Below are 24724 nucleotides of genomic sequence, written 5' to 3'. Positions count from 1 at the left end.
ATGACGGTGGACGCGGCGTCGCCGAGCACCGCGCGGCGGACGGCACCCGGCTCTTCGGCCGCGGCGCTGTACCAGCGCGGTGTCGCCGACGTCAACGCGGGTCGGTATGCCGCGGCACGCCGGGTGCTCGCGCGGGCGTCAGCCGCCGCGGAGGCCGACGGCGACGTCGACCTGGCGGCGCGCGTGGCGGGGACGACCGGATTCCTCCTCGCGATCTCCAGCGACGCCGCAGCCGGCGAGCGGCTGTGTCGCCAGGCTCTGCACCGCCCCGGGATCTCGCGCGAGACGACCGCGATCCTGCAGGGCCAGCTCGGGTCGATCGACATGTCCCGCGGGCGCCTCGACAGCGCCGCCGACTGGCTGGGACGCAGCATCCGGGGACTCGCGCACGACCCCGTGCGCGCGGCCAACATGCGGATGAACCGCGCGCTCGTCGAGATGGACCGCGGGAACTTCGCGTCGGCGAAGGCGGACCTGGAGTGGGCGGAGCAGGCGTACCTCGATGCGGGCGACCTGCTGGCCGCGGGGCAGGCGGTCCACAATCACGGCTACGTGTCGATGCTCGAGGGCGACGTCGTGACGGCGCTGCGGACGATGGAGCGCGTCCGGGCTCCGCTCGACGCCGAGTCCGAGCTGTGGGCGGCCACGAACGAGTCCGACCGCGCCCAGGCTCTCGCCGACGCGGGCCTCACCGGCGAGGCCGAGGCGGCGCTGGCGAACGTCGCACGCGTCTTCGGCACGCTTCGCGCGGTGCGCGAGCAGGCGGAGGCAGAGTACGCCCTCGCGCGGTCGCTCCTGCGCCACGACGCAGCGGGCGCGGCACGGGCCGCTTCCGCCGCGGCCCGACGCTTCCGCCGGCTGGGCAGTGACGCCCGCGCCCTTCGCGCCGAGGCGGTCCGCCAGCGCGCGCGTCTCCTCGCGGCCGGCGAGGACCGGGCGGGATCGGGAAGGATGCGGCGGCTTCCGTCCGCGGAGGAGATCGCGTCGCTCGCCCGGGAGCTGGAGGCGGCCGGGATTGCGGGGGACGCTGCGATCCTGCGCCTCGCGGAGCGCATCGCACGCCTCCGCCGCAGCGGGCTCGACACCCGGGACCCGATCGTGCGCACGACGTCGGGACTCCCGCTCGAGGCGGCACTGACGGCGGCCGAGCTGCGGTCGCTGCGGGCGGGTGCCGCGGGCCGGGAGGCCGAGGCGCGACGCCAGGCCGAGCGCGGGCTGGAGCTGCTCGAGCGATCCCGGCAGGCCACCGGCAGCCTCGAGCTGCAGGGAGCGTCGATCATGCTCGGCCGCGGACTCCTCGTCGCGGGACTGTCATCCGCGCTCCGATCCGGACGGCCGGCCGTCGTCTTCCACTGGTCCGAGCGGACTCGTCACATGAGCACGCAGGTCGTTCCGCTGCGACCGCCTCCCGACCCGGAGGCCGCCGCCGACCTCGCCGAGCTCCGCAGGATCCGCGCCGCCTCTCCGGACGGGGAGTGGCTCTCGACGCCCCGCGCCGCGTTCCTTCGCGACCGCGCACGAGAGCGGCAGTGGTCGCAGACGGGCACCGCCGGGCTCGAGGGACGCGTGGGGCTCGACGAGGCGCAGGCGGCGCTGACTCACGACGAAGCGATTCTCTCCTTCGTGCACGACGGGAGATCGCTCGTCGCACTGGCAGTCGGACCGGCAGACGTCCGGCTGGTGCACGTCGACGTCTCGGCTGCGCGGACCGCGATCGCCGGGCTCCGGTCAGACCTCGACATGACGGCATCCATCCGCACCGGCCCGCTCGCGAGCGTTGTCCGCAGCTCACTCGAAGCCCGGCTCCGCCGCCTGGCGACGTGCCTGCTGCCGCACGATCTGCGCGGCATCCTCGACGCCCCCCGCATCGTGATCACGGTTCCCGGCATCCTGAGCGGAATCCCCTGGACGATGCTCCCCGACCTCCGGGGCCGGGCGGTCACGGTGACGCCTTCGGCCTCGAAGTGGGTACGAGGGCGCCTGACGTCCTCTTCCGGTGCCCGGACGGCCGCCTTCGCGGTCGGACCGAACGTTCCCCGCGGCGAGGAAGAGGTGACGCGCGCGGCGAGGTCGTGGGTCTCGCCCGTGATCCTGCGCGATGCGGGGGCGACAGTGGATGCCGTCGCCGAGGTGGCCGCGGGAGCCGACGTGCTGCACATCGCGGCGCACGGGCGCCACTCCGTCGACAATCCCCAGTTCTCGGGCCTGGACCTCTCCGACGGCGCGCTCTTCGGCTACGACATAGACCGCATGCCCCGTATTCCGCAGACGGTCGTGCTGTCCGCCTGCGAGCTCGGCCGCTCCTCCGTCCGCTGGGGTGAGGAGGCGGCCGGAATGACACGGGCCTGGCTGCACGCCGGCACACGATGCGTCGTGGCATCGCCCGTCGTGGTGGGCGACGACATCGCGTGCGACCTGCTCGGCGCCATGCATGCGCGACTCGCCGCGGGGGACCCTCCCGCGGTGGCCCTCGGCCGGGCGTCCGAAGAGTCCGGCGTGGTGGCGCCGTTTCTGGCGCACGGCGCGGGATTCTGACCGATCCGACCCGCCGTCACGCGAGCGCGGCGACGCGGTCCGGCGCGACCGAGAGCGCGAGCCAGCGGTGCAGGGAGTCCGAGTGCTCGACGTCGTCCCCCCATTCCGGCTCGGTCAGCGCCCAGCGGTGCATGAGGTGCGCGGCGGTCGCGGGGTGATGGCCGGCGTCGAGCACGTCGGCGAGCGCTTCCGCTTCCGCGAACTCGAGGCAGCAGACGAACTCCTCCGAGCCGTCGAGCAGGCCCTGGATGATCTCGGCCAGGTGATCCACGGTCCGGCCGAGGTGCCGGCGGCGGACCGTCCCCGCGCCCGCGCGCCGCATCGCTGACATGTTCATCGGAGTTCTCCCGTTCCGAGCGAGGTTCCGCTCGCAGTGGATGAGGAGCGGACCGGCGTTCTGATACCCCGGGAGGTCGTGCCGGCTGACCCGGCGCCGCCGACGCACCGGCGCCCGATCGGGCACCGGACTTCGCCCGCCCGCTGCACGGACGGGATGGCCCGGTGCAGCGGACCGGGGTTGGATCGGCCCATGGTCCTCTCGAGCGCGCGGTGATCGGGGTCGGCGATCGAACGCTCCGCCACGCATGCACCGGAAGGCGCCGCAGCCGACAAGGCGGCCGAAGCGGCCAGGCCGTCGGGACCGACCTCGGGCGGAGCCGGCCCGGGGGTCGGATTCCTCGAGCTTCAGCGCACGGCGGGCAACAGAGCCGTCTCGGTCGCTCTCCAGCGCAACGGCGATCGTCCGACGCGACCCGGTGGGGCACGCGGACGTCCCGCCAACCCGCTGGCGGACGAGCCGCTGCGGCTGTCCGCGGCGGATCTGCAGATCGTCGATCCCCCGGGAGGTGATCGGGCGAGCGCCGAGGCGGCGTACCGGCAGCTGCGCGCGCAGCATCCGACGCGCGAGATCGCTCTCGTGCGAAACGGCGATCGCTGGCTCGTCCTCCAGGGGGCACGTGACAGCGTCTCGTTCGGTTCTACGGACTTCACTGCCGCCCTGGGCGTGCACAGTCGAGGCAATTGGGAGGTCACGAGACATGTGCACCCACCCGCCGCCGTCGGCGAATCGGCGATCCTCCGGCGCTGGCCGAGCCCCGGGGACTTCGCGCAGCTGTATACGGAGTTCGTCCGGGCCGGAAGGGAGCGGCCGATGGAGCGCCAGCTCGATGTGACGCTGCCCGACGGCCGGGAGGTGCGCACGAGGTACGGCTTGGACCCGACCCGTCCAGACGAGCCCTGGTGGGTGCAGATCGCGGACGACCGGGGCCGCATGGGCCGTCGGCAGCGATTCCGGTCGATGTACCGCTACAACCTGAGGATCAGCGACCTCGGCGCTGCCGTGCGGCTCACGCCGGAGCCTCCGCTCCCACCCGGACAGTGGTCGTACCGGAGGACCGTCGAACCTCCGCAAGGGGTCGGTCCCGGTGGACGGCGGGCGGAGCCGCCTCCGCTGCCCCCACCGGTACCCGTCTCCGGTCGCGCCCCGTCTTCTCCCCCGCCCATCCCGCGGCCGGACGCCGTACCCGAGACGGAGACGTGGTCGCGTGGCCCGGGGAACCGGAGCGCCATCGTCCCGCCTCCCCCTGCCCCCGAATTCGACCCGCCACCGGGCGGCGGACCGACGGGAGGCGCTCCGCGGACGGCGGGCACGGAGCGGCTCGCACGGCTCGCACGGCTGTCGAGCTTCCTCCGCCTCGTGGCGCCCGCCGCGCGAGCGATCAGCACGATCGGCGGCGCGGCCGACGCGGGGTGGGAGATCGGGCAGGGGGTGGCCATCGCCGCCCGGGGGGTCGAACTGGGCGAGCAGCACCAGGCGGAGCTCGCCGAACTGGACGAGGCCCTCGCGGCCGATGACAGCGCGCGCCGAGGAGTCGCCGGCTCCGCACCGGGGACGTCGGCCCCGCAGCCCACCGGGCTCGCCGAGCAGATCGGTGCCGCACTGGCGGCGGCGCGGGCGAGCCTCGATCCGGCGGGGTGGGATGCGAGGGCCCTCGGCAGCGCGGCGACGGCGGTGGAGCTGGTGGGGCGTGTCGTCTGGGCTCGGATCGGGCCGTCGGCGGGCGATGCCTTCCTCACCCTCGCCACGCGGCCTCTCAGCGGTTACGGGATCCCCGCGTCCACCCTCGCCGAGATCGCGGCGGGCGCCGGCTCCGCCCTTCGACGTCGCGGGCAGACGATGTGGGACATCGCTCCCGACTTCATCGGCCGGCTGACGCCCTTCGGCTTCGTGGAGTGGCTGCACGAGATGAGACTGCTGCGCGTGGGCGCGCGGTGATGCGCATCCCGCCCACCGGCGGCGCGATCCCCGAGCGGCGAGGTCGGCGGCCTCGCGAGGACGCGCGACCGGGAGCACCCGCGCAGAGGCCGGTTCGCCGTGCAGGATGGAACCGTGACCCCGCTCGCCGCCGGCAATCCGAACCTCGTCGTGGTCGGAAGCATCAATGTCGACCTGACGGCGCGGGTCGAGCGCCTCCCCGTCCCCGGGGAGACCGTCGGCGGGGGCGAACTGGTTCGCGTCGTGGGCGGCAAGGGGGCGAACCAGGCCGCAGCGGCGGCGCGACTGGGCGCGCGCGTGCGCATGGTGGGCGCGGTCGGCCACGACGCCGACGGCGAGTGGGCGCGCGAGGAGCTGCGTGCAGCCGGCGTCGACGTCCGAGCGGTGACGTCGGTGGATGCCGCGACGGGCGTCGCTCTGATCGGAGTCGACGCGCGGGGCGAGAACCAGATCATCGTGTGTCCCGGCGCCAACGCGCGCATCGGCCCCGCCGGCGTCGCGCTCGCGCCCGACGACGTCGTGATCACGCAGCTCGAGACGCCTCTCGACGTCGTCACGGCTCTCGCTGCCGAGTGCCCGGGCTTCCTCGTCGTGAACGCTTCGCCCGCACGGCGGCTCCCCCACGCTCTCGTGGAACGGGCCGATCTCTTCGTGGTCAATCAGGAGGAGTACGAGCGGATGCCGGAGCTCAGCCGCGCTCGGCGCGTCGCCATGACCCTCGGTGCCGACGGCGCGGTCCTGCTGTCCCACGGCTCGGAGATCGCACGCGCGCCGGGAAGACGCGCAGAGGTCGTCAGCACGGTGGGTGCCGGCGACGCGTTCTGCGCCGCGCTCGTCATCGCCCTGGCCCGCGGAGCATCCGACGCGGAAGCGCTCGAGACCGCCTGCGCCGTCGGAGCCGCGGCCGTCGAGCACGAGGCGAGTCAGCCCCCCTTCCGGCCGCTCGAGACCTACGTCGCGAAGGCGTCCGCGACGTGACGCCCTCGACGAGCTCCGGCATCCCGGTGATCCTCGACTGCGATCCCGGCCACGACGACGTCTTCGCGCTGTGGCTCGCCGCCGGCCACCCCGCCATCGACCTCCGCGCCGTCACGACCGTCGGCGGCAACGTCGCACTCGAGCACACGAGCCGCAACGCCCGCGTCGCGCTCGCGGTCGCGGGGGTCACCGGCGTCCCGGTCGCGGCCGGCGCGGCCGGCCCGCTCTCCCGCGACCTGCAGACAGCCGAGTGGATCCACGGCGAGAACGGCCTCGGTGGGCCGGTGCTTCCCGATCCCGGATTCGCGCTCGATCGACGATCGGCGACAGAGCTCATGGCCGATGTGCTGACCGCCGCGGTGGATCCCGTCACGATCATCGCGACGGGACCGATCACCAATGTCGCGATCCTGCTCCGCCAGCGCCCGGCGATCGCCGCGCGCATCGGGGAGATCGTGTGGATGGGCGGCTCGACCGGTCGCGGCAATGCCACGCCCTACGCCGAGTTCAACGCCCTCGTCGACCCGGAGGCGCTCGCGCTCGTCGTGGGAAGCGGCATCCGCTTCACGATGGTGGGACTCGATGTCACCCACACCGCACTGGTGACCGCGGACGTCCGCAAGCGGCTCGCGGCGGTCGGAACGCGTACGGCCCTGTTCGGCGACGAGCTCATGGAGTTCTTCTGCCGCACCAACGGCGAGGTCTTCGGCCTCCCCGACGGTCCGCTGCACGACCCGGTCGCCGTCCTGGCGGTGGCGGAGCCCGACGCGGTGACGCGTATCCATGCGCGCCTGGACGTCGAGCTCACCGGCGCCGAGACCCTCGGCGCCACGAGCGTCGATCTCGATGGCATGCTCGGCCGGGAGCCCAACGCGTGGATCGCGACGCGGCTCGACGTCGACCGGTTCTGGGCGTCGCTGGCCGAGGCGTTCGCGCGGCTGCGGTGAGCTCGTCGAATCAGAGGAGCTCGTCGGATCAGTCGCCCTTGTCGCGCCGCTGTCGCATCTGCGCGAGCGGCAGCGACATGCGCGGGTTGCCCGAGAGCGCCGGCTCGTTCTCGTCCAGGAATCGCCAGTAGGCCTCTGTGAACTGCGAGTCCCGCGCCTGGGCGGCCGATGGCCACCACGATCCCATCTTCTGCAGGTACGCCCCGCCCGAGACGTAGGGCTTGGTGCCGACGAGGCCGCCGTCGGCGTACTGGCTCATGCCCATGACGTTCGGCACCATGACCCACGGATAGGCGTCCACGAAGAGCGCGAGGAACCAGCGGTTGACCTGCCGGGGCGCGTAGCCCTGCAGCAGCAGCCAGTTGCCGAGCACCATGAGCCGCTCGATATGGTGCGCGTAGCCCCACCGGTGGACCCGCTCGAGCACCGTGCGCACGGGAACCGGAAGGTCGTCCGGGATGCCGCGGCCGGTGTACCACCAGTCCTCGAGGCGTCGCCGGAGGCCGAGGGCGTTCGCCCGCTCGAGCTCGGGGTGCGCTCGGTACATCCCTCGCATGTACTCACGCCAGCCGATGATCTGGCGCACGAAGCCCTCGACGGAGGCCAGCGGCGCTTCGGAGGACTCCGTCACCGCGGTGAGCACCTCGGCGACCGTCAGGAGCCCGATGTTGAGCATCGGCGTGATCACGGCGTGGAAGAGGAACGGCTCGTCGGCCGCCATCGCATCCTCGTACGGGCCGAAGCGCTCGAGCCTCTCGTCGACGAAGTCGCGCAGGTGCGCACGCGCTTCGTCCGGTGTGACCGGCAGCCAGAAGCGATCCGGATCACCGGGATGGTCCGGGAACCGGGCGGCGACCTCGCTCATCACCTGCGCCGTCAGGTCGTCGGGCGAGGGATGCCGGAGCTCGGGCACATCGATGCCGCCCTTCGGCAGCGGCTTGCGATTGTCGGCATCGAAGTTCCAGCGCTTCCCGGCGGGTGCGGAGCCGTGCATCAGGATGCCGGTGCGCCGGCGCTGCCAGCGGTAGAAGTCCTCCATCGGGGTACGGGGGTGCTCGGCGAACCACGCGTCGAGCTCGGAGGCGGGGGTCAGGAAGAGGGCGTCCTCATAGCGGCGGGTCGCCACGCCCCGCCGCGCGCACACCCGCGCGATGCCCTCGTCCACGCCGCGGTCGGTCGCGCTCATCCAGGCGAGGCGGTCGACGTCGTGGTCGCGGAGCAGCTTGCCGAGGCCCGCGGCGAAGCCGAGATCGTCCGACAGCGGCACGCGATGCACCGTCCGGCCCTGTGCCTCCAGACGGGCCGCCGTGTGCCGCATCGCCGAGACCAGCAGCACGATCTTGTGCCGGTGGTAGGGAAGCACGTCGAAGCGCTCCGCCGACTCGACGAACAGGAAGGCGGCGATGTCCGGATCCTCGTAAGCGGGGTGGTGCTCGAACTGCTGCGTCGCGAGGATGAGGGCGGCGGTGGTTCCCGTCATGTCGTCATGCTGTCAGACCGCGGCGCCGGGATGGCCGTCACGGACCGGAGCTCGTCGTCGAGGTCGGCGTCGTGGGCGAAGTCGGCGAGGTCGGCGAGAGCCAGGATGACCCGTTCGGGGTGCTCCGCGATGCGGTTGAGGACGTAGAGCCACCACTCGCGCCCGAAGACGATGTACTCCCTGGTGGCGTGGCCCTCATCCCGCAGCTTGTCCAGCAGTCCGTCGCTCAGGCCCTGGAGCATCTCGAACTCGACGTGGTCGGCCCGAAGGTCGTCGCCGTGCTCGGCCGCGAGCGCCGCGACGAGCTCGGCATCGTGGGTTGCGATGTTGACGCGGTGCCCACGTCGGACGAGCGTGCCGACGAGGGAGAGATAGGCATCCGTGAGCTCGCGGGTGTCGCGAGCGAGCGCCACCTTCGGCGATTCCAGGAACGCACCTTTCACGATCCGGACGGGCCCGGCGAGCCTCATGACGCGATCGAGGTCCGGTGGAGTGCGATGCAGTCGCGCCTGCAGCGTGATGCCGGTTTCGGGGTGGTCGGCGGCGATCCGCTCGTAGAGGTCGAGGACGAGATCGGTGCGGGCGGACCCTTCGGCCGAGACCATGAGCGCCGTCCCGGCCTCGCTCGCGGCGGCGGCCAGACGACGGGCGTTCTCGAGACCGAGGTCGGGATCGACGATCGCCCCTACGTGCGAGAGGTCGAACGAGACGGTGGCCGTCTCGTCGGAGTCTTGAAGCGCGCCGATCAAGGCGAGGAACTCCGCCGTCTCGGTCTCGGCCACCTCGGCGCTGCGGATCGACTCTCCGACGCACTCGACGCTCGCGCGGTGGCCGCGCTGCCGGTTCAGCGCCACGAGCCGGAGAGCGTCCGAGATACGCGGGCCGGCGATGTAACGGCCCGCCACCCGGAACGCCGCCGCCGCCTGCGCCGGGTGGGACAGGACGCGGGCTTTCAGGTCTTCGTCGAGCGCCCAGGTGCGCAGCAGGTCGGCGGCGCGCTCCGCCGTGCGCGGATCGATCTCCATGTCGGCAATCTAGCGATGATCCGAAACGACGGGCCCGCAGTCCAGCGCCGGCTTTACACTCCTCGTGTGAGCCGAGCAACCGGTCCCTCGCCCGGGGCGGCAGGACGCCGCATCCCGCTCCCCATGCTGCACACGGATGAGTCCTCGGCGCGCGTGCGCCCCTTCGAGCTGTTCTTCGACCTCGTCTACGTGTTCGCCTTCACCCAGGTGTCGCGGCTGATGGCCGAGACGCACAGTGCGACGGGGGTTCTTCAGGCGCTCACCGTGCTCGCTCTGCTGTGGTGGACGTGGGTGGGTTTCAGCTGGATCTCCAATCAGGCATCCGTAGACCAGCCGGGGCTCCGCGTCGGATTGACCGTCACGATGATCGCCGTCTTCGTCGCGGCGCTGACGATCCCGGAGGCGTACGACGACCTCGAGGGCGGCTGGTCGGGTCCGCTGGTGTTCGCGATCGCCTACGCGGTCGTGCGGATCGCGCACCTGGTGATCTACGCCACTCTGTCGGCGGACGACCCCGCGTTGCGTCGTCAGCTGCTCATCTTCCTCACCGCCCTGATCCCCGGCGTCGCGCTCATCGTGATCGGCGCCGTCGTGGGCGGGCCGGCACAGCTGTGGCTGTGGATCGCCGCCGTGGTGTACGACGTGACCGCGACCCGGGTCGGCTCGACGATCGGGCGTGGCTGGCGGATCCCCTCGGCCGAGCACTGGGCGGAGCGCTACGGGCTCGTCGTCATCCTCGCCCTCGGTGAGTCGATCGTGGCGATCGGCGTCGGCGTCGCGCAGGAGCCGATCGACCTGCCGATCGTCATGGGCACCGCGGCATCCATCGTGCTGTCGATGCTGCTCTGGTGGTCCTACTTCGCCAGACTCGCCGGGATCGGCGAGGAGCGCCTCGCCGAACGCGACCAGCGCGCTCGCGCGACCCTCGCCGCGGACGCGTACTCCTACACGCACTTCGTCATCATCGCGGGCATCATCATCGCGGCCCTGGGCATCGAGGATGCGATGAAGCACATCGACGACCCCGAGCCGTTCGGGTGGTTCGGTGCGATCGCACTCGGTTCGGGCATCGCCGCGTTCGCTGCCGGCACGATCGTGTTCGCCTTGTTCGTGGGCCTTCGTCGGCCGATCATGCGGGCCGTCGAAGCCGTCGTGCTGATCGCGGCGATCCCGCTGCTCGCGGCGGTCAGCGCGCTCGCCGCACTCGTGATCGCCGTGGTGCTGATGGCGGTGATCGCTCTGATGGAGAGCGCGCTTCACCGTCGAGCGGAGGGCGGGAAGGGGGCGTCTGCGAGGGAGGATGCTGCGCCGTGAGGCGTGCTGCCCCTTCAGGTCGTCGTGGCGCGCGGGTTTACTGACGCTTCGCGGTTCGGCCCTCGGGTTTCGTCTTGCGCCGCGCCCGCAATGCGGCGAAGGCCCACACGATCCCGAAGAGCACCGACCCCACGCCCCAGGCGACCTCGCCCGTCGCCAGACCCCACACGCCGAGACCGACGAAGCACGCCGCGAAGAGGAGCATGCCGATCCAGCCGGCCTGGTTCGCGTTCCGCTCCTGCTCACCCATGTGGCTGTCCCCGCACTCCGCTGCCCGAACCGATCTACCCCTCCGACTGTACGACGCGTCGGTTCGCGAAGCGCGGAAGAACCCGAAGTGCCCTCGGGTCCGGTCTTCCGCACCTGCCGACGCAACGACACCACCTCTGTTCCGGACAGCGGCGCAGGGTGTATGGTCCAGCCAACCGGGGGAAGGTCACATGGGCGGGACCGCGATGAGGCGTCGCACTCATCTCCGCATCGCGCGCGTCAAGCGGGCTGTCGCGGTCGTCGTGGCCTGCGTGCTTCTCGCGAGCGGCGGCGTCGCAAGCCCGGCGTCTGCTGTCGAGAAGACGACGTGGACCGACGCCACCTGCCCACGGTTCTACGACCTCTACTCCAGCGCAAGTGAGACGGGAGTGACCGTGTGTCGCGGCCGGTACGCCACGGACTACTTCCTCGCCGTGAACGTCGGCACCACGGTATGGCTCGTGGAAGACGGCTGGCCGCGATTGCGCTGGAGCACCGCCGCCACGTCGCGGTCGGCGCAGACGGCGATCCTGCAGGCATCCTCCCCCGCTCCGGCATTCTCGGTGTGGTTCGGCCCCGGGGACCGGTTCCTCTTCAGCCGAGGGTTCCTCGAGTCGTCGTGGACGCCCCGACCGGCCGAGACCATGGGGATCTACGGAGTGAACATCGCCGCCGAGCAGGTCGCCCAGTCAGCCGTCAAGGCAGGCGTGACGATCACCGCGTCCCAGCTCATCAAGAACAAAGCCTGGCGCTCGGCCTTCAGCACGTGCATGACGTCGCTCATCGGGCTCCTGCCGGACGACGATCCGTCCGCCACGGACGAGGCCGTGGCAGCCTACCTGAGTGGAACGAGCACGGTCCTCAGCACCGGAGGATGCGCCGCCTCCCTCGCGAGCGCGAAGCAGAAGACCCGACTGACGGCGGAGCTGAAGTGGGCGCCCGTGGCGGCCGAGCTTGCTCGGCTGGAGGGGAAGACGAGCTGGGTGAACCGCGTCGCCGAAGGGTTGGCTCGGCTTGTGCAGGCGGTGAAGTAGCCCCACCTCTCCTGGATGAGCCGTTCCCCGGGGGCGATCCGAGTACGCATCCACTGGGTAGCCGGCCGCCGTCATGCGGGTCCGGTCGGGCAGTCCTCGGTGCTGAGCGTCGCGGTCCATTCGCCGACGACGAACGTTCCGCGGAAGCTCGAGGGCCCCGGGGCGGCGGGATTCGGGATGAGGGGAGGTATCGCCGCGAGAGCCGCGACGGGGGTGTCGACGAGGTCGAAGGTGACGGCGCTTTCAGTGGCCGAGCTCGAGTTCGCGTAGCAGAGGTACAGCACGGTGCCGTCGGGCGTCTTGTGCACGGCGGCGAAGCCGGACGACTCCACCGGATTCAGCTCTGCCGGTACGTACGCGGCGACGCGGCCGTCCCACCCTGGTCCCTGCAGCGTCCAGGCGTACTGCTGAGACCCGTCCTGGCCGGAGACCGATGCGGCCTGCGTCCGCGGGCCGAGCAGATCCACCGGCCACCCGAGTTGCCGGTAACGAGCCGCCAGCACGGCGTTGTCGGTCGCGTACGACACGACGTAGAGCCCTCCCCCGGCCAGACGCGCGCTGTAGATGACGTAGGTCACGGAGCTCTGGCGGCCGAGGGAGGCGCCACCCGGGCCCTCCAGGACCACCTGCTCGCAGGTCACCACATTGATCAGGCCCTGTACTCGCGGCGGAGCGCCAACCGGCGTGAAGGCCGGGACGAGCTCGTATCCGTCGGGGATGAGCGGATCCACGGCAGCGGCGCTCAGGTTGCGGTCGAACGCCGCTTCCGTACAGTCGCTCTCTTGAGTGGTGACGGCCGGACCAGGGGCGGCTGATGCGGGAAGCGACGGCGCCATCACCAGTGCGAGCGCCACCGCGATTGCTCCCACGAATGTGCCACGGCGAGAGATCGACATCGAAGGCCCCCTTAGAAGGACTTTTCGAACGGCCATGCTACCGGGCCGATCTCCGCGACGATATGGCCGAAGCCGCAACCTACGACTGTTTCGCCCCCCGTTGGGACTTCCCGTGGTCCCCGCTCCGGAGCTCGCTTCCTCGCTGCTGAGGGGCGCGCAGGCCGCGCGTCCCCCGGGGCTCCGGATCCGGTGGCCCTGGTGCGCCCGGGTGACCGGGCGGGACAATGGCGGCGATGAGCTCGGCCGTGATGGAACTCGAGATCGCCCCCGGCACGCAGCCGGGGTCGTTCGTCACGCGCGTGTTGCAGTCGGTGGGGGCCGGCGAGCCGAGTGAGAGCTTCCAGCTCGACATCGATCAGCTTCTCGCTCGCCTGTCCTTTCTCGAGGCGAGTGTGCTGGCCTCGGCCGTGGCCGCGCGCCGAGTGATGTCCGACAAGGAGACGGTTCTGCAGGACGTCGGCCGGCGGCTCTTCGAGGCCGCGTTCACGGGCTCCGTCGGTACGGCCTACCGCACGAGCGCGGCTCTGGCCGCAGAGCGCGGGGAGGGTCTGCAGGTCTCGCTCCGGCTCTCGGCGCCCGGCCTCGCGGCTCTCCCCTGGGAGGCCCTGTACGACCCGGTGACCCAGCGATACATCTGCCGCAAGGACCCGCTCGTGCGCAGCGTGCCCGCCCCGCACGCGCCGCCGCTCGAGGTAACGCGACCGCTCCGCGTCCTGGGCATGATCTCATCGCCGCGGGGTCTCGAGCCGCTCGACGTGGCTACGGAGCGCGACCGGCTGGAGGAGGCGCTACAGCCTCACATCGCGGATGGGCGGGTCGAACTGCGCTGGCTCGACGACCTCACGTGGGATGGGCTTCATGCGAAGCTGCTCGAAGAGCAGTGGCACGTGCTGCACTTCATCGGTCACGGCGCCTACGACAGCGCCACCGAGGAGGGCGTCCTCGCCTTCGTCGGCCGGGACGGTCGGGCCGATTTCGCGCCGGCCTCGGCCCTGGCCGACCTCCTGGATGAGGCCGAGCCCACTCCGCGCCTCGTCGTGCTGAACTCCTGCCAATCCGGTGCGAGCGGCGCGACCGACCTCTTCTCGGGCACCGCAGCGGCGCTCGCACGAAGCGGCATCCGCGCCGTCGCGGCGATGCAGTTCTCCATCAGCGACCCCGCCGCACTCGCCTTCGCGCGCGGCTTCTACACAGCGCTCGCGCACAATCGCCGCGTCGACGAGGCCGTGCGGAGCGGCCGCATCGGCATCCTCGGCGCCGGCCGGGGCACCCTCGAATGGGTCACGCCGGTGCTCTACCTCAGGGGCGACGGGAACCTGTTCGACCTGCGGCCGACGTCCGGACAGGAGCACTCGTCTCGCACGTCCCCTGCTGCGCTCGACCCCTCGCACGGCGGGGCCGAACCGCCGGTCGCCGGAGAACGGGCGGATGCGGCATCCGACCCAGCGCGCGCAGATGAGCCGACCGGCACGTCGAACGCACGACCCGATGTCCCCACCAAGCCCGCCGCCACCGGCTCGCGAGCCCGCAGGCGCTGGCTCATCGTCGGCGCCACGGCGGTGACAGCGGTCGTCGTGGGGGCCGGCGTTCTTCTCGCGGTGGCGCAGGGGCTCTTCGGCGGCACGGATGGAGGGGGTCCTGAGGACCAGGCGAGCACGTTCGATCTCTCGGTTCCGCTGGACACCGACTGGGTCGAGGCAGGCCTCTACTGCATGCTCGGGGACGAGCTCGAGATCCAGGCGAGTGGGCGCGGATGGCTCGACGAGACCCGGGAGTCGGAGATCGATCCCGACGGACTGACGACCGACGCGACCACCGACACGCGCATCTTGCCCGACGTCGGCACGGGGGCCGTCATCGGCAGGCTCGAAGGTACGCCTGACATCTTCCCGATCGGCACCGGAACGACCTACGAATGCCCAGCGCAGGGCGACCTTCTCGTCGGAGTCAACGACACCGACCTCGCGGACAACAGCGGCGAGTTCGCGATCTTCATCACGCGGAATCAGTAGTCGGCGATGCGGTCGGGGGGATGGATGTCGCGGCCCGCTCGCCCGACTCCTCGCGCCTCCAGGTCAGCGTGACCGTGAAGTTCGCCTGGATGGCCGACGATGCGATCACCGCTCCGAGCTCCGCCGACAGCTGCAGGCCGAACTCGACCGTCACCTCCGCTGGGGGATGCGGACCCGAGCGCACAGCGTTCAGCACGGCGGCCGCTGCCGGCTGCGCTCGTTGGACGACAGCCTCGAATGACTCGCCCGCCCGCGTGACGACGGCCTCCGAGCTGAGCCCGCCGCGAAGCACGGGCCCGCGCGGAAGCTCCGATGCGTCCGGCGCGGTCGAAGCGACCACCACTGTGCTCCCGTCGGCCATGGAGTACTCGACAAGCTGCGTGACCACGGCACCTGCACCTTCCGCCGCGGCGACCGCTCGCCCGGCTGCTCGGAGTCTCGCGCACGTGCTCCGCGCTCGCAACGCCTGCCCGTTGGACGTGCGGAGATCCTGCACGGCGGCGCCACGTTCCATGTGGGCGGTCGCGTGTCTCATCGGCTGGGCGTCGACGGGATGAGCGACGGTGTTGGCGAGTCGTCCTGGCAACGGTTGGACCGTTCGTCCGTGGTTCCTAGGGTGTAGCGAGCCGCTGTGAGGGGATCTGCTCGTCAGCTCCGCGGATGACGAAGGCGACGCTGGAGAGGGCGATCACGATGGCCACGATCTCGATGCCGCCGCCAAGTGCGGCGAGGGGGCCTGGTGTGCCGCGGCCGAGCGCGAACGTGGAGAAGTCCCAGAAGCCGTGAAGGACCATGGCCCAGATCAGGCTGCCGGTCACGCGCCGGAGGATATAGAAGATGGTTCCTGCGCCGAAGGCGAAGGCGACCTGTTGGATGGTCGGGCCGATCGCCGCACCGCTGATGGCGTTGACCAGATGCATGAGGCCGAACGCCGCTGAGGTGAGGAACCACACCCACACCTCGGACAGCCGGCTGCGCAGGCCGACGAGCAGCAGACCACGGGTGGCCAGTTCTTCGGTGAAGCCGACGAGAAGCAGGACGACGGATGCCGCGAGGAACGCTGCGTCGTAGGAGCCCCAATCGATCGACACGAAGTTGACGATGAGGGCGACCACCATGATGGCCGGGGCGATGATCGGCCACCTGCGCTCAGCGCGGTGCCGCTCGAACAGGGCCGGACGCCACCACCCCAGCAGGGTGGTGGTGATCGCGAGAAGGATCGCTCCGACGATCAGTGACAGCCCAGCACCGAGGAACAGGTTGCTGCCGCTCGTGCCGAAGTCGGTATAGGGGATGCCGGAGAGCAGCTGCACGGTGAACACGACAGCGACGTAGGCGAGGTAGATGACGATGCCGATCCATACGCGGGGGCGAACGCGGTACGGATCAGCGGTGGTCGTTGACATCATGTGGTCGTCTTTCTGAGCGTTTGGCAGGGCTGGGCGCACCGCGACGCGACGGCACTACGCTGCGTCCGCGTGGCGGTGGTTTCTGGTCAGGGGCGGAAGAGTTCGATTAGGGCAACCTCAGCGGGCCTTTGCCTGGCTCTCACGCTTTCTCTCCGTCGGCCTCTTCAGCCGGGCCATCGTGTGCCTCGACGTCGCCGAGGAGATCCTTGAGGCCCAGTCCGCCGATCGTCTGCGCCTCGACCTCGAGGGTGGTCCCTGTCGTGGTGTCGGTCAGCCCGATCACCTGAACGGTGCCGCGACGGTGCTTGGTGACCTCGAGGTCCTCGCGTTCGATGTGCGCGACCGGATGCAGATTCTTGTAGCCGCGGAGTAGACCCGTGTGCTCGCGACCGAGGACGTACAGGCGCGTCGGGGTAAGCGCCAGGACGAGCGAGGGGTAGCTGCCCTTCGACGCCGCGTTCACCCGTGAACCGACCATGCCGCCGACCACGCCCCACGCCGCGGAGTTGCTGCCCCCGGCCGCGACGCCGGCGGTAGCGCCGACGATGCCGGCGAACGTGGAGCCTCGAGGCATGACGACGGCAACGTCAAGCACTTCGTCATCGGGAATCACTGCTTGCGCGCCCTCACGGGCGTTGTCTTCTCTGGACATTGATTCACTTTCCATCGGATGTGGCCGGCCGGCTGAGCTGGTCTGAGGCGAAGTTGGGTCGAGGCTACTCGAGAATGGGACACTTCCGAGCAAAACCGGGAAATCACTCCTGAAAAGCTGCTAATGCCTTCCTGGTTGAATGGGCTGGGGGTAAAGGGAGCAGATGGACGCGGTGGCGCAGGGTCGGGCCATGGAGCTGCTGGGGCGCTTCAACGACGATCTGACCCGCGTCTTCGACCAGGCCCTGGGTACCCAGTGGGCCGAAATCGAGGAGATGCTGGCGATCAGTTCGATCGTGTCCGAACCGTCGGTGACAACCCGGCGGCTGGCCGAGATCACCCGGATGAACCGACGGGCAGTCTCTCGCATGGTCGCGCGAATGAGCGCAGATGGCCTGGTCCACCGCCACCCCTCAAATGCCGACAAGCGCGCGGTCGTCGCCTCCTTGACCGACGAGGGCGTCCAGCGCACGAAAGTGCTCGAGGCCTCGATCGTCGAATTCTTCCGCGTCAGCGCAGGCATAGCGATGCAGATCAGTGAGGGACTGGGGCCGATCCGCGCTCCGCGTGAAACGCCTGAGCCGACCGACGCAATGGATCTGCTTGGCAGGGTGTGTGAGGCCGGCGTAGCTCTCGTGCGCTTCATGCCCGACGCGGCGAACCAAGGCCAGCTCGCCGCACGCCAACGCGCTGCCCTCGTACAGATCGTGACAGCGGGAGGGGTCCGGCCGAACGACCTGTCTCCTGCCCTCGGAGTCTCACGTGCCGGGGTGGCCTATATCGTCGACCAGCTCTGCGCGAAGGGATTCATCACTCGACACCGGGGTGCCGTGCCGGGAGACCGTCGTGCCGTGATCCTCACGGCAACAGATGCCGGGGTCCAAGCCGTTCGCGCTGTGATGAGCGGAATCGAACAGCAGAGCGAGACGCTCGCCGACCTCTTCTACGAAGTCGCGCATTGGCAACCCAAGGCGAGATCGGTGTGATCTGAGATCACGCCCGACGGACCAGAACGGATGACTTGCCTCGCGATGGTTCCCGCGACTTGGACGCCCGACCACAGCACCGGACCATCGCCTCGTATTCCTGAGGACACGCCACGTCTCAAGACCTCTGCTGAGCGGTGATCGAGTCTGACGGGCCAGCACGGGCTCGCGGTCTCACAGCCATGCCTCGTCGCTTGCTGTCCGGGGTCCATCACGCGCCGTTGGTTGCAGGACGTGGGCGTCGCCGTTCGTGCGCACGGCACGGTTCGGACGACGCATTGGAGCCAAGCGAGCCCTGGAGACTCGTGTCAGGCGGGAACGCCAAACGCACACGCTCACGAGCGCCCACGAGCCCGTCGCCTCGACACTCCAGCGATACGAGGATGCGGAAGGCTACCTCACCACGCTCTCCGGCGCGCAGCCGGGGCCAAGGCATGAGAAGCGAGTCCCTCGAACCACGCGAGCACTTCAGTATGGCTATAGGGGACGTGCGTGCCCACCCGGCGCCAGGGCGGGCCGTGATGCGTCTGCCGCCATTCCTCCAGCGTCCGCGGAGGCACTTGCAGCATCTCCGCGACCTGCTGCCCGGTCAGAATCTGCACGTCCATATCGGCAAGGAGCACCACCACTCCCCGGGACGTCCGGGGTCGTCCCGTAGCAACGCGGGGCAACCGCGGCAACGTCCGCCGGAAGGCTGAAACGGGGCGTTTGCGCCCCCAAAGTGACACCGAGACGGTGTCAGAGAAGGTTCTGGAAACACAGAAACCCCTGGTTTCCGCGGAAACTCAGGGGGTGTTGCTGGGGTACCTGGACTCGAACCAAGAACAACTGAACCAGAATCAGCCGTGTTGCCAATTACACCATACCCCAGGGGGCTGAGCCGAAGCCGTGCCGAGGATCAAGTCTACGTGACGGCGACGGCACGGCCAAACCGAGCACCCAGGCCGGGCGCGTCAGGCCGGACGGTTCACGAAGGCGGAGAGGCGGGCGAGCGACTTCCCCTTGCCGAGGAGTTCCATGGACTCGAAGAGCGGAGGCGAGACCCGGCGTCCGCTGACCGCGACGCGCAGCGGCCCGTACGCGACGCGCGGCTTGAGGCCGAGGCCGTCGATGAGTGCCGCGGCGAGGGACTCCTGGATCGCCGCCGCGGTGAACTCCGACTCGGGAATGAGCTCGAGCGCCGAGACAGAGGCGACGATGACCTCGTCCGCGTTGGCGGGCAGCGACTTCAGGGCATCGTCCTCGTGTGAGACGTCGTCGCTGAACAGGAAGCCCAGGAGCCCGGGCACGTCGCCGAGGAGCTGCACGCGCTCCTGCACGAGCGGCGCCGACGCGGCGATCAGCGCCGACTGCTCGGAGGTCGGCGGGTCGGCGACGACCCCCTTCGCCGCGAGGTACGGCACGATGCGGGACGCGAAGTCGTCGGGCGACAGCATCCTGATGTGGTCGCCGTTGATGGACTCGGCCTTCTTCTGATCGAAGCGCGCGGGGTTGGGGTTGACGTCGACGATGTCGAAAGCGGCGGTGAACTCCTCGAGCGAGAAGACATCCCGATCGGGTCCGATCGACCAGCCGAGCAGTGCCAGGTAGTTGAGCAGGCCCTCGTGGATGAAGCCCTTCTCCCGCTGGAGGAACAGGTCGGCCTTGGGGTCGCGCTTGGAGAGCTTCTTGTTGCCCTCCTCACCCAGGACGAGCGGCATGTGCGCGAACCGCGGCACGAAGGTGGTGACACCGGCGTCGATGAGCGCACCGTAGAGGGCGAGCTGGCGCGCGGTCGACGGCATGAGGTCCTCACCGCGGATCACGTGTGTGATGCCCATGAGCGCATCGTCGACGGGATTGGTGAAGGTGTAGAGCGGCTGACCGCCGGCGCGCACGACGACGAAGTCGGGGAACGAGCCCGCCGGGAAGGTGACCTCTCCGCGGATGAGATCGACGTAGGTGAGATCCTCGTCGGGCACCCGCAGGCGCCACGCGGGCTCCCGGCCCTCGGCGCGGAACGCCGCGCGCTGCTCATCGGTGAGGTCGCGGTCGAAGTTGTCGTAGCCCAGCTGCTTGGCGCGGCCGTTCGCCTCGTTCCGGGCGTCGACCTCCTCCGCCGTGGAGTAGCTCTCGTAGACGGCGCCGGATGCGACCAGCTTCCGCAGCGTCTCGGCGTAGATGTCGGAGCGCTGCGACTGCCGGTAGGGCGCGTCGGGGCCGCCCTTCTCCACGCCCTCGTCCCAGTCGATCTCGAGCCACGTGAGCGCGTCGACGAGCTGCCGGTAGCTCTCCTCGCTGTCGCGCGCGGCATCCGTGTCCTCCACGCGGAAGACGAGCTTGCCGCCGGTGTGACGCGCGTAGGCCCAGTTGTACAGTGCGGTGCGGACCATGCCGACATGCGGGAGACCCGTCGGCGAGGGGCAGAAGCGCACGCGCACGTCGGCGCCCGTCGCGGTCGTGGTGCGGGGATCGGGTGCTGAAGACATCCTCCCCAGTCTAGTTGGGGGATGCCGCAGCCTCCGGGGCACGGCCCATCGCACCCGGACCGCCGCCGCGTGCGAGCGGTGAGAGGGCGACCACCGCCACGACCGCGACTCCGACGACGAGAGCGAGCCCGCCGTAGCCGATCCCGCCCAGGACGACGCCCGCGAGGATCGCCCCGACCGCCGCGACGATGCTCATGACGAAGTCGCTGAAGCCCTGGCGGCGCGTGCGCATCGCCTCGGATGAAGCCTCGGTGACAAGGGCCGACCCCGCCACCGTCGAAGCGCTCCAGCCGAGCCCGAGAAGGACGAGCGCGACGGTGACGGCGCCGGTGGACTCCTGCCCGAACGACGCCGTGAGCAGCGCCGCGACGAGAAGCGCCTGCCCGAGGAGGATCGTCTGCACGCGGCCGAGCCGGTCGGCGAGGATGCCGAAGACAGGCGAGAGCGCGTACATGCCGGCGATGTGAAGGCTGATCGTCATTCCGATGATCGTGAGGTCTGCGCCGTGATGCTGCAGGTGCACGGGCGTCATCGCCATGATCGAGACCATGACCCCGTGCGCGGCGGCGACCGCGAAGATCGCGTAACGGGCCGCTGCGGGGCGATCCGGTTTGACGATGGCGTCGGCCACCCGGGACGTCGCCCGGTCCGCCACGAGCCGCTGCGCGGTGAGCAGAGGATCGGGACGCAGAGCGATGAGATAGAGCCCGATGGCCAGCACCTGCGCGACGACGGTGAAGACGTACGGACCGGTCAGCGACGGCATCCCGATCGCGTCCCCGAGGACCTCGCCCGGACCGGTCAGGTTGGGTCCGAGCACGGCGCCGATGGTCGTGGCCCACACCACGATCGAGAGGTCTCGCCCACGCGAGGCATCCGTCGCCAGATCCACCGCGGCGAACCGCGACTGCAGGTTCGCGGCCTGGCCGGCGCCGACGAGGAGGAAGGCGCAGAGCAGGAGAGGGAACGAGCCCACGCTGACGGCCGCGACGACCAGCACGACGCCCACGAGGGCGATCGCCATCCCGGTCGCGAGGGACATGCGGCGTCCGAGGCGCCGCGAAAGCGCGGCCAGCGGCACCGCGACCACCGCCGTGCCCAGGGTGACCCCCGCGGTCGCCAGCCCCGAGAGCGAGTCGCTTCCCGACACGTCTCCGGCGAGGAGCGCTCCGAGCGAGATCGTCGCGCCGAACGCGAGCCCGCCCAGCACCTGCCCGATCGAGAGCACCCACACCGTGCGCCGCTGAAGGCGCGCCACCGCGGGAGCCGAGGCATCCGTCGACGCGGTCGTCCGCGGCTCGGGCTCGGTCATCGCCCTCAGGCCGCGCGCGCGGTGTTGCGCAGGATGCCGAGGCCCGAGATCTCGACCTCCACGACATCGCCCGCCGTGATCTGGCCGACGCCGGCCGGTGTTCCGGTGAGGACCACGTCGCCCGGCAGCAGCGTGAAGGCGGCGGAGGCGTACTCGATGATCTCCGCGAGCGAGAAGATCATGTCGCTGATCGGGCCCTCCTGCCGGACCTCGCCGTTGAGCCGGGTCGTGATGACGGCGGGTCCGTTCACGTCGAACTCGGTCTCGATCGCGGGCCCGAGCGGGCACGAGGTGTCGAAGCCCTTCGCGCGGGCCCACTGGCCATCGCTCTTCTGCCAGTCCCGCGCGGTGAGGTCGTTGCCGATCGTGTAGCCGAAGACGTGGTCGAGCGCGTCGGCGGCGCTGACGTTCTTGGTGATGCGACCGATGACCGCCGCGAGCTCCCCCTCGAAGCTGATGAAGTCCGAGCCCTTCGGCAGCGTGACGGCGTCACCGGGGCCGACGACCGAGGTGTTCGGCTTGAAGAAGAGCATCGGCGCGGTCGGCACGTCGTTGCCGAGCTCCGCCGCGTGATCGCGGTAGTTGCGTCCGACGCAGACGACCTTCGAACGCGGGATCACCGGCGCGAGGAGCGCCACGTCGCGGAGTGCGACCCGCTCCCCCGTCGTGTCGAACCCCGCGAACATCGGGTCGCCCTGGAGGACCACGAGGTCGCCCTCGTCGACGATTCCGAATCTGATGGCGTCCTGGTGACTGAAGCGGGCGATCCTCACGCCTTCGAGCCTACTCAGCGCCCGAGGCGTTTCGTCTCGCTGCGCTCGTTCGACGACCGGGTGCAGCCGCGACCATGAACGACGGAGGGACGGATGCCGCAGCATCCGTCCCTCCGTGAGAAAGTCGTCAGGCGTCCAGGCGCAGCAGCCAGTTGTGCCTGTCTTCCCGGCGGCCGTACTGGATGTCGGTGAGCTCCTCGCGCAGCTCCAGCGCGAGAGAGCCGGTGGGCTGCTCGTCGAGGAAGTCCTTGCCCTTGAGCATGCCGATGGGGGTCACCACGGCGGCGGTGCCGCACGCGAACACCTCGACGATGTCGCCGGAGGCGACCCCTTCGCGCCACTCGTCGAAGGGCACGGCTCGTCCCTCGACCTTGTGCCCGCGGTCGATCGCGAGCTGCAGGATCGAGTCGCGCGTGATGCCCTCGAGGATCGAGTCGGACTGCGGCGTCACGAGGGTCCCGTCCTTGTAGACGAAGACGACGTTCATGCCGCCGAGCTCTTCGACGTTGCGGTCCTGGTCGAGGAAGACGACCTGGTCGCACTCGTTCTCGTACGCCTCCGACTGCGGCAGGAGGCTCGCGGCGTAGTTGCCGCCCGTCTTGGCCGCTCCCGTGCCGCCCTTGCCGGCGCGCGCGTAGTCCTCACTGAGCCAGATCGACACGGGCGTGGCGCCGCCCTTGAAGTAGGCCCCGGCGGGCGAGGCGATGAGGTAGTAGGCGACCTTGTGCGCGGGACGAACGCCGAGGAAGGCCTCCTTGGCGAACATGAACGGGCGCAGGTACAGGCTCTGGTCGTCGCCGGAGGGCACCCACGCACCGTCGACCGCGATGAGCTCGCGCAGCGACTGGATGAAGTACGGCGCGGGCAGTTCCGGCAGCGCGAGGCGGCGGGCGGAGCGCTGCAGGCGCCGGGCGTTCTGGTCGGGACGGAACGTGTGGATCGAGCCGTCGGCGTGCCGGTAGGCCTTGATGCCCTCGAAGATCTCCTGACCGTAGTGGAGGACCGCCGCCGCGGGGTCGAGGGTGATCGGGCCGTAGGGCGACACCCGCGGACGGTGCCAGCCACCGCCCACCGACCAGCAGATGTCGACCATGTGGTCGGTGAAGCTCATCCCGAATCCGGGATCGGCGAGGATCTCCTCGCGCTGGGCCGGGCTCTTGGCGGCGAGGTTCTTCGTGACGGCGAACTCGAGGGGGGCGAGTCCGGTGTCGGGGTCGGTGTCGATCATGGTCATGTCGTGTCCTGGCTCTGAGTTCGTTTGGCGGCGCGGCTTCCAGGTTACGCCTGGAGCCGCACGGGTCAGGGCTGCAGCCTGGCTGCGATGGCGTCGCCGATCTGCGGTGTCGTGCGGGCAGAGGCGCCGCGTTCGGCGATGTCGTCCTCGACCGCGCGGGTGACGCGGCCGGCTTCGTCTCGCAGCCCGAGGTGATCGAGCAGCAGGGCGGTGGACAGGATCGCGGCCGTGGGATCGGCCTTCTGTGTGCCCGCGATGTCGGGCGCCGATCCGTGCACGGGCTCGAACATCGAGGGGAGCGCGCCGTCGGGGTTGATGTTGCCCGAAGCGGCGAGGCCGATGCCTCCGGTGACGGCGCCGGCCAGGTCGGTCAGGATGTCGCCGAAGAGGTTGTCGGTGACGATCACGTCGAATCGGCCGGGGTTCGTGACCAGGTGGATCGTGGCCGCGTCGACGTGGAGGTAGTCTACGGCGACCTCGGGGTGCACCTTCGCCACCTCGTCGACGACGCGCTTCCAGATCCCGCCCGCGTGCACCAGGACGTTCGTCTTGTGCACGAGCGTCAGCTTGCCGCGGCGCCGCTCGGCGAGGTCGAACGCGTACCGCACGACCCGCTCGACGCCGAACGCGGTGTTGACGGATGTCTCGTTCGCGACCTCGTGCGCCGTTCCGCGCCGGATCGAGCCCCCGTTTCCGACGTAGGGGCCCTCCGTGCCCTCGCGGACGACGACGAAGTCGATCTCGCCCGGATCGGCGAGGGGTCCCGGCGCGCCGGGGTACAGCTTCGAGGGGCGCAGGTTGACATAGTGGTCGAGCTCGAAGCGCAGCTTCAGCAGCAGACCCCGCTCGATGTTGGCGTCCTTGAGGCGCGGGTCGCCCGGCACTCCCCCGACCGCGCCGAGGAGGATGGCGTCGTGCTCCTTGATCGACTCGAGGTCGGCGTCGGTGAGGGTGTCGCCCGTCTCGAGGAAGCGCGCGGCTCCGAGTGCGTATCGCGTCTTGTCGAAGCGGAGGCCGCTAGCGGCGGTCGCGGCATCCAGCACCTTCTCCGCCTCGGCGATGACCTCGGGACCGATGCCGTCACCCGGGATGACAGCGAGCTTCACGACGCGCGACATTGCTCTCCTTGCGTGGGGATGCGCCGCG

The 24724-nt window shown here is 70.4% G+C and carries 22 protein-coding genes and 1 tRNA gene; 8 read left to right on the top strand and 15 right to left on the bottom strand.

The annotated features are described in order from the left end of the window. Positions 1-2535 (top strand): CHAT domain-containing protein, encoded by a 2535-nt coding sequence (locus tag EV279_RS10685; protein ID WP_133543322.1) that lies wholly within the window; start codon positions 1-3, stop codon positions 2533-2535. A 16-nt stretch (positions 2536-2551) separates the two neighbouring features. Here EV279_RS10685 and EV279_RS10680 read toward each other — a convergent pair whose 3' ends face one another. Next, a complete protein-coding gene (locus EV279_RS10680) occupies positions 2552-2872 on the bottom strand; it encodes a hypothetical protein (protein ID WP_133543320.1) in 321 nt (106 codons plus the stop codon). 813 nt (positions 2873-3685) lie between these two features. On the opposite strand from EV279_RS10680, the gene EV279_RS10675 reads away from it, so the two are divergent. The 3 genes from EV279_RS10675 to EV279_RS10665 all read left to right on the top strand — a co-directional run bounded on the left by EV279_RS10675 (position 3686) and on the right by EV279_RS10665 (position 6735). Beyond that, positions 3686-4810 carry a hypothetical protein gene (locus tag EV279_RS10675; RefSeq protein ID WP_133543318.1) on the top strand — a complete coding sequence of 375 codons (1125 nt, stop codon included), beginning with the start codon at positions 3686-3688 and terminating at the stop codon, positions 4808-4810. Positions 4811-4924: 114 nt separating this feature from the next. Further along, positions 4925-5788 (top strand): ribokinase, encoded by an 864-nt coding sequence (locus EV279_RS10670; RefSeq protein ID WP_133543316.1) that lies wholly within the window; start codon positions 4925-4927, stop codon positions 5786-5788. After that, entirely contained in the window at positions 5785-6735 is a 951-nt protein-coding gene (locus EV279_RS10665; RefSeq protein ID WP_208109516.1) for a nucleoside hydrolase, read from the top strand. Before EV279_RS10670 ends, EV279_RS10665 begins: the two co-directional genes overlap by 4 nt. 28 nt (positions 6736-6763) lie before the next feature. Here EV279_RS10665 and EV279_RS10660 read toward each other — a convergent pair whose 3' ends face one another. After that, the gene (locus EV279_RS10660; RefSeq protein WP_133543314.1) at positions 6764-8215 is read right to left on the bottom strand and encodes a cryptochrome/photolyase family protein; all 1452 of its coding nucleotides are present in this window, start codon (positions 8213-8215) and stop codon (positions 6764-6766) included. Then, on the bottom strand, positions 8212-9240 hold the full coding sequence (locus EV279_RS10655; protein ID WP_133543312.1) for a proline dehydrogenase family protein: 1029 nt from the start codon (positions 9238-9240) through the stop codon (positions 8212-8214). Before EV279_RS10655 ends, EV279_RS10660 begins: the two co-directional genes overlap by 4 nt. 66 nt (positions 9241-9306) lie before the next feature. Here EV279_RS10655 and EV279_RS10650 point away from each other — a divergent pair, with 66 nt between their 5' ends. Then, the gene (locus EV279_RS10650) at positions 9307-10554 is read left to right on the top strand and encodes a low temperature requirement protein A (protein ID WP_166644508.1); all 1248 of its coding nucleotides are present in this window, start codon (positions 9307-9309) and stop codon (positions 10552-10554) included. A 37-nt stretch (positions 10555-10591) separates the two neighbouring features. Here EV279_RS10650 and EV279_RS10645 read toward each other — a convergent pair whose 3' ends face one another. Continuing rightward, positions 10592-10804: a hypothetical protein gene (locus EV279_RS10645; protein ID WP_133543308.1), complete on the bottom strand. Its 213-nt coding sequence runs from the start codon at positions 10802-10804 to the stop codon at positions 10592-10594. Positions 10805-11009: 205 nt separating this feature from the next. On the opposite strand from EV279_RS10645, the gene EV279_RS10640 reads away from it, so the two are divergent. Then, entirely contained in the window at positions 11010-11837 is an 828-nt protein-coding gene (locus EV279_RS10640) for a hypothetical protein (protein WP_133543306.1), read from the top strand. Between the two features lie 71 nt (positions 11838-11908). On the opposite strand, the gene EV279_RS10635 is transcribed toward EV279_RS10640, so the two are convergent. Next, positions 11909-12733, bottom strand: coding sequence for a hypothetical protein (locus tag EV279_RS10635; RefSeq protein ID WP_133543304.1), 825 nt, complete (start codon positions 12731-12733; stop codon positions 11909-11911). Positions 12734-12966: 233 nt separating this feature from the next. Between EV279_RS10635 and EV279_RS10630 the strand changes: the two genes are divergently transcribed. Then, complete coding sequence (locus tag EV279_RS10630; RefSeq protein ID WP_166644507.1) at positions 12967-14745, top strand: CHAT domain-containing protein; 1779 nt, start codon at positions 12967-12969, stop codon at positions 14743-14745. Here the strand turns inward: EV279_RS10630 and EV279_RS10625 are convergent. The 3 genes from EV279_RS10625 to EV279_RS10615 form a co-directional block, all read right to left on the bottom strand. Then, entirely contained in the window at positions 14729-15133 is a 405-nt protein-coding gene (locus EV279_RS10625; RefSeq protein ID WP_133543300.1) for a CU044_2847 family protein, read from the bottom strand. The genes EV279_RS10630 and EV279_RS10625 overlap by 17 nt on opposite strands. Before the next feature lie 223 nt (positions 15134-15356). Further along, positions 15357-16154 (bottom strand): CPBP family intramembrane glutamic endopeptidase, encoded by a 798-nt coding sequence (locus EV279_RS10620; protein ID WP_243728532.1) that lies wholly within the window; start codon positions 16152-16154, stop codon positions 15357-15359. Between the two features lie 139 nt (positions 16155-16293). Further along, a complete protein-coding gene (locus tag EV279_RS10615) occupies positions 16294-16749 on the bottom strand; it encodes a hypothetical protein (RefSeq protein WP_133543298.1) in 456 nt (151 codons plus the stop codon). 247 nt (positions 16750-16996) lie between these two features. Here EV279_RS10615 and EV279_RS10610 point away from each other — a divergent pair, with 247 nt between their 5' ends. Next, positions 16997-17791: a MarR family transcriptional regulator gene (locus EV279_RS10610; protein WP_166644506.1), complete on the top strand. Its 795-nt coding sequence runs from the start codon at positions 16997-16999 to the stop codon at positions 17789-17791. A gap of 398 nt (positions 17792-18189) precedes the next feature. Here the strand turns inward: EV279_RS10610 and EV279_RS10605 are convergent, their stop codons facing one another. From EV279_RS10605 to EV279_RS10575, 7 genes are all read right to left on the bottom strand, one after another. Beyond that, positions 18190-18399: a helix-turn-helix domain-containing protein gene (locus EV279_RS10605; protein ID WP_133544863.1), complete on the bottom strand. Its 210-nt coding sequence runs from the start codon at positions 18397-18399 to the stop codon at positions 18190-18192. A gap of 190 nt (positions 18400-18589) precedes the next feature. After that, positions 18590-18661, bottom strand: a tRNA-Gln gene (locus tag EV279_RS10600). Positions 18662-18744: 83 nt separating this feature from the next. Beyond that, positions 18745-20259: a glutamate--tRNA ligase gene (gene gltX / locus EV279_RS10595; protein WP_133543294.1), complete on the bottom strand. Its 1515-nt coding sequence runs from the start codon at positions 20257-20259 to the stop codon at positions 18745-18747. Positions 20260-20269: 10 nt separating this feature from the next. After that, positions 20270-21571: an MFS transporter gene (locus tag EV279_RS10590; protein WP_133543292.1), complete on the bottom strand. Its 1302-nt coding sequence runs from the start codon at positions 21569-21571 to the stop codon at positions 20270-20272. Between the two features lie 5 nt (positions 21572-21576). Next, entirely contained in the window at positions 21577-22344 is a 768-nt protein-coding gene (locus tag EV279_RS10585) for a fumarylacetoacetate hydrolase family protein (protein WP_133543291.1), read from the bottom strand. Between the two features lie 127 nt (positions 22345-22471). After that, complete coding sequence (locus tag EV279_RS10580) at positions 22472-23578, bottom strand: branched-chain amino acid aminotransferase (protein ID WP_133543289.1); 1107 nt, start codon at positions 23576-23578, stop codon at positions 22472-22474. 65 nt (positions 23579-23643) lie between these two features. Then, positions 23644-24696: a 3-isopropylmalate dehydrogenase gene (locus EV279_RS10575; RefSeq protein ID WP_133543287.1), complete on the bottom strand. Its 1053-nt coding sequence runs from the start codon at positions 24694-24696 to the stop codon at positions 23644-23646. Between the last annotated feature and the right edge of the window lie 28 nt (positions 24697-24724).

The sequence above is a fragment of the Microbacterium sp. BK668 genome (genome assembly GCF_004362195.1).
Lineage (GTDB): Bacteria > Actinomycetota > Actinomycetes > Actinomycetales > Microbacteriaceae > Microbacterium.
Note: the sequence above shows the minus strand (reverse complement) of the source record. Positions and strands in the feature narration are given on the sequence as shown.

Excerpts from the sequence above, each read along its gene's own strand:
- EV279_RS10685 (WP_133543322.1), top strand. The coding sequence starts at position 1 with ATGACGGTGGACGCGGCGTCGCCGAGCACCGCGCGGCGGACGGCACCC.
- EV279_RS10680 (WP_133543320.1), bottom strand. The coding sequence starts at position 2,872 with ATGAACATGTCAGCGATGCGGCGCGCGGGCGCGGGGACGGTCCGCCGC.
- EV279_RS10610 (WP_166644506.1), top strand. The coding sequence starts at position 16,997 with ATGGAGCTGCTGGGGCGCTTCAACGACGATCTGACCCGCGTCTTCGAC.
- EV279_RS10645 (WP_133543308.1), bottom strand. The coding sequence starts at position 10,804 with ATGGGTGAGCAGGAGCGGAACGCGAACCAGGCCGGCTGGATCGGCATG.
- EV279_RS10580 (WP_133543289.1), bottom strand. The coding sequence starts at position 23,578 with ATGACCATGATCGACACCGACCCCGACACCGGACTCGCCCCCCTCGAG.
- EV279_RS10630 (WP_166644507.1), top strand. The coding sequence starts at position 12,967 with ATGAGCTCGGCCGTGATGGAACTCGAGATCGCCCCCGGCACGCAGCCG.
- EV279_RS10660 (WP_133543314.1), bottom strand. The coding sequence starts at position 8,215 with ATGACGGGAACCACCGCCGCCCTCATCCTCGCGACGCAGCAGTTCGAG.
- EV279_RS10655 (WP_133543312.1), bottom strand. The coding sequence starts at position 9,240 with ATGGAGATCGATCCGCGCACGGCGGAGCGCGCCGCCGACCTGCTGCGC.
- EV279_RS10635 (WP_133543304.1), bottom strand. The coding sequence starts at position 12,733 with ATGTCGATCTCTCGCCGTGGCACATTCGTGGGAGCAATCGCGGTGGCG.
- EV279_RS10640 (WP_133543306.1), top strand. The coding sequence starts at position 11,010 with ATGAGGCGTCGCACTCATCTCCGCATCGCGCGCGTCAAGCGGGCTGTC.
- EV279_RS10575 (WP_133543287.1), bottom strand. The coding sequence starts at position 24,696 with ATGTCGCGCGTCGTGAAGCTCGCTGTCATCCCGGGTGACGGCATCGGT.
- EV279_RS10605 (WP_133544863.1), bottom strand. The coding sequence starts at position 18,399 with ATGGACGTGCAGATTCTGACCGGGCAGCAGGTCGCGGAGATGCTGCAA.
- gltX (WP_133543294.1), bottom strand. The coding sequence starts at position 20,259 with ATGTCTTCAGCACCCGATCCCCGCACCACGACCGCGACGGGCGCCGAC.
- EV279_RS10590 (WP_133543292.1), bottom strand. The coding sequence starts at position 21,571 with ATGACCGAGCCCGAGCCGCGGACGACCGCGTCGACGGATGCCTCGGCT.
- EV279_RS10675 (WP_133543318.1), top strand. The coding sequence starts at position 3,686 with ATGGAGCGCCAGCTCGATGTGACGCTGCCCGACGGCCGGGAGGTGCGC.
- EV279_RS10620 (WP_243728532.1), bottom strand. The coding sequence starts at position 16,154 with ATGATGTCAACGACCACCGCTGATCCGTACCGCGTTCGCCCCCGCGTA.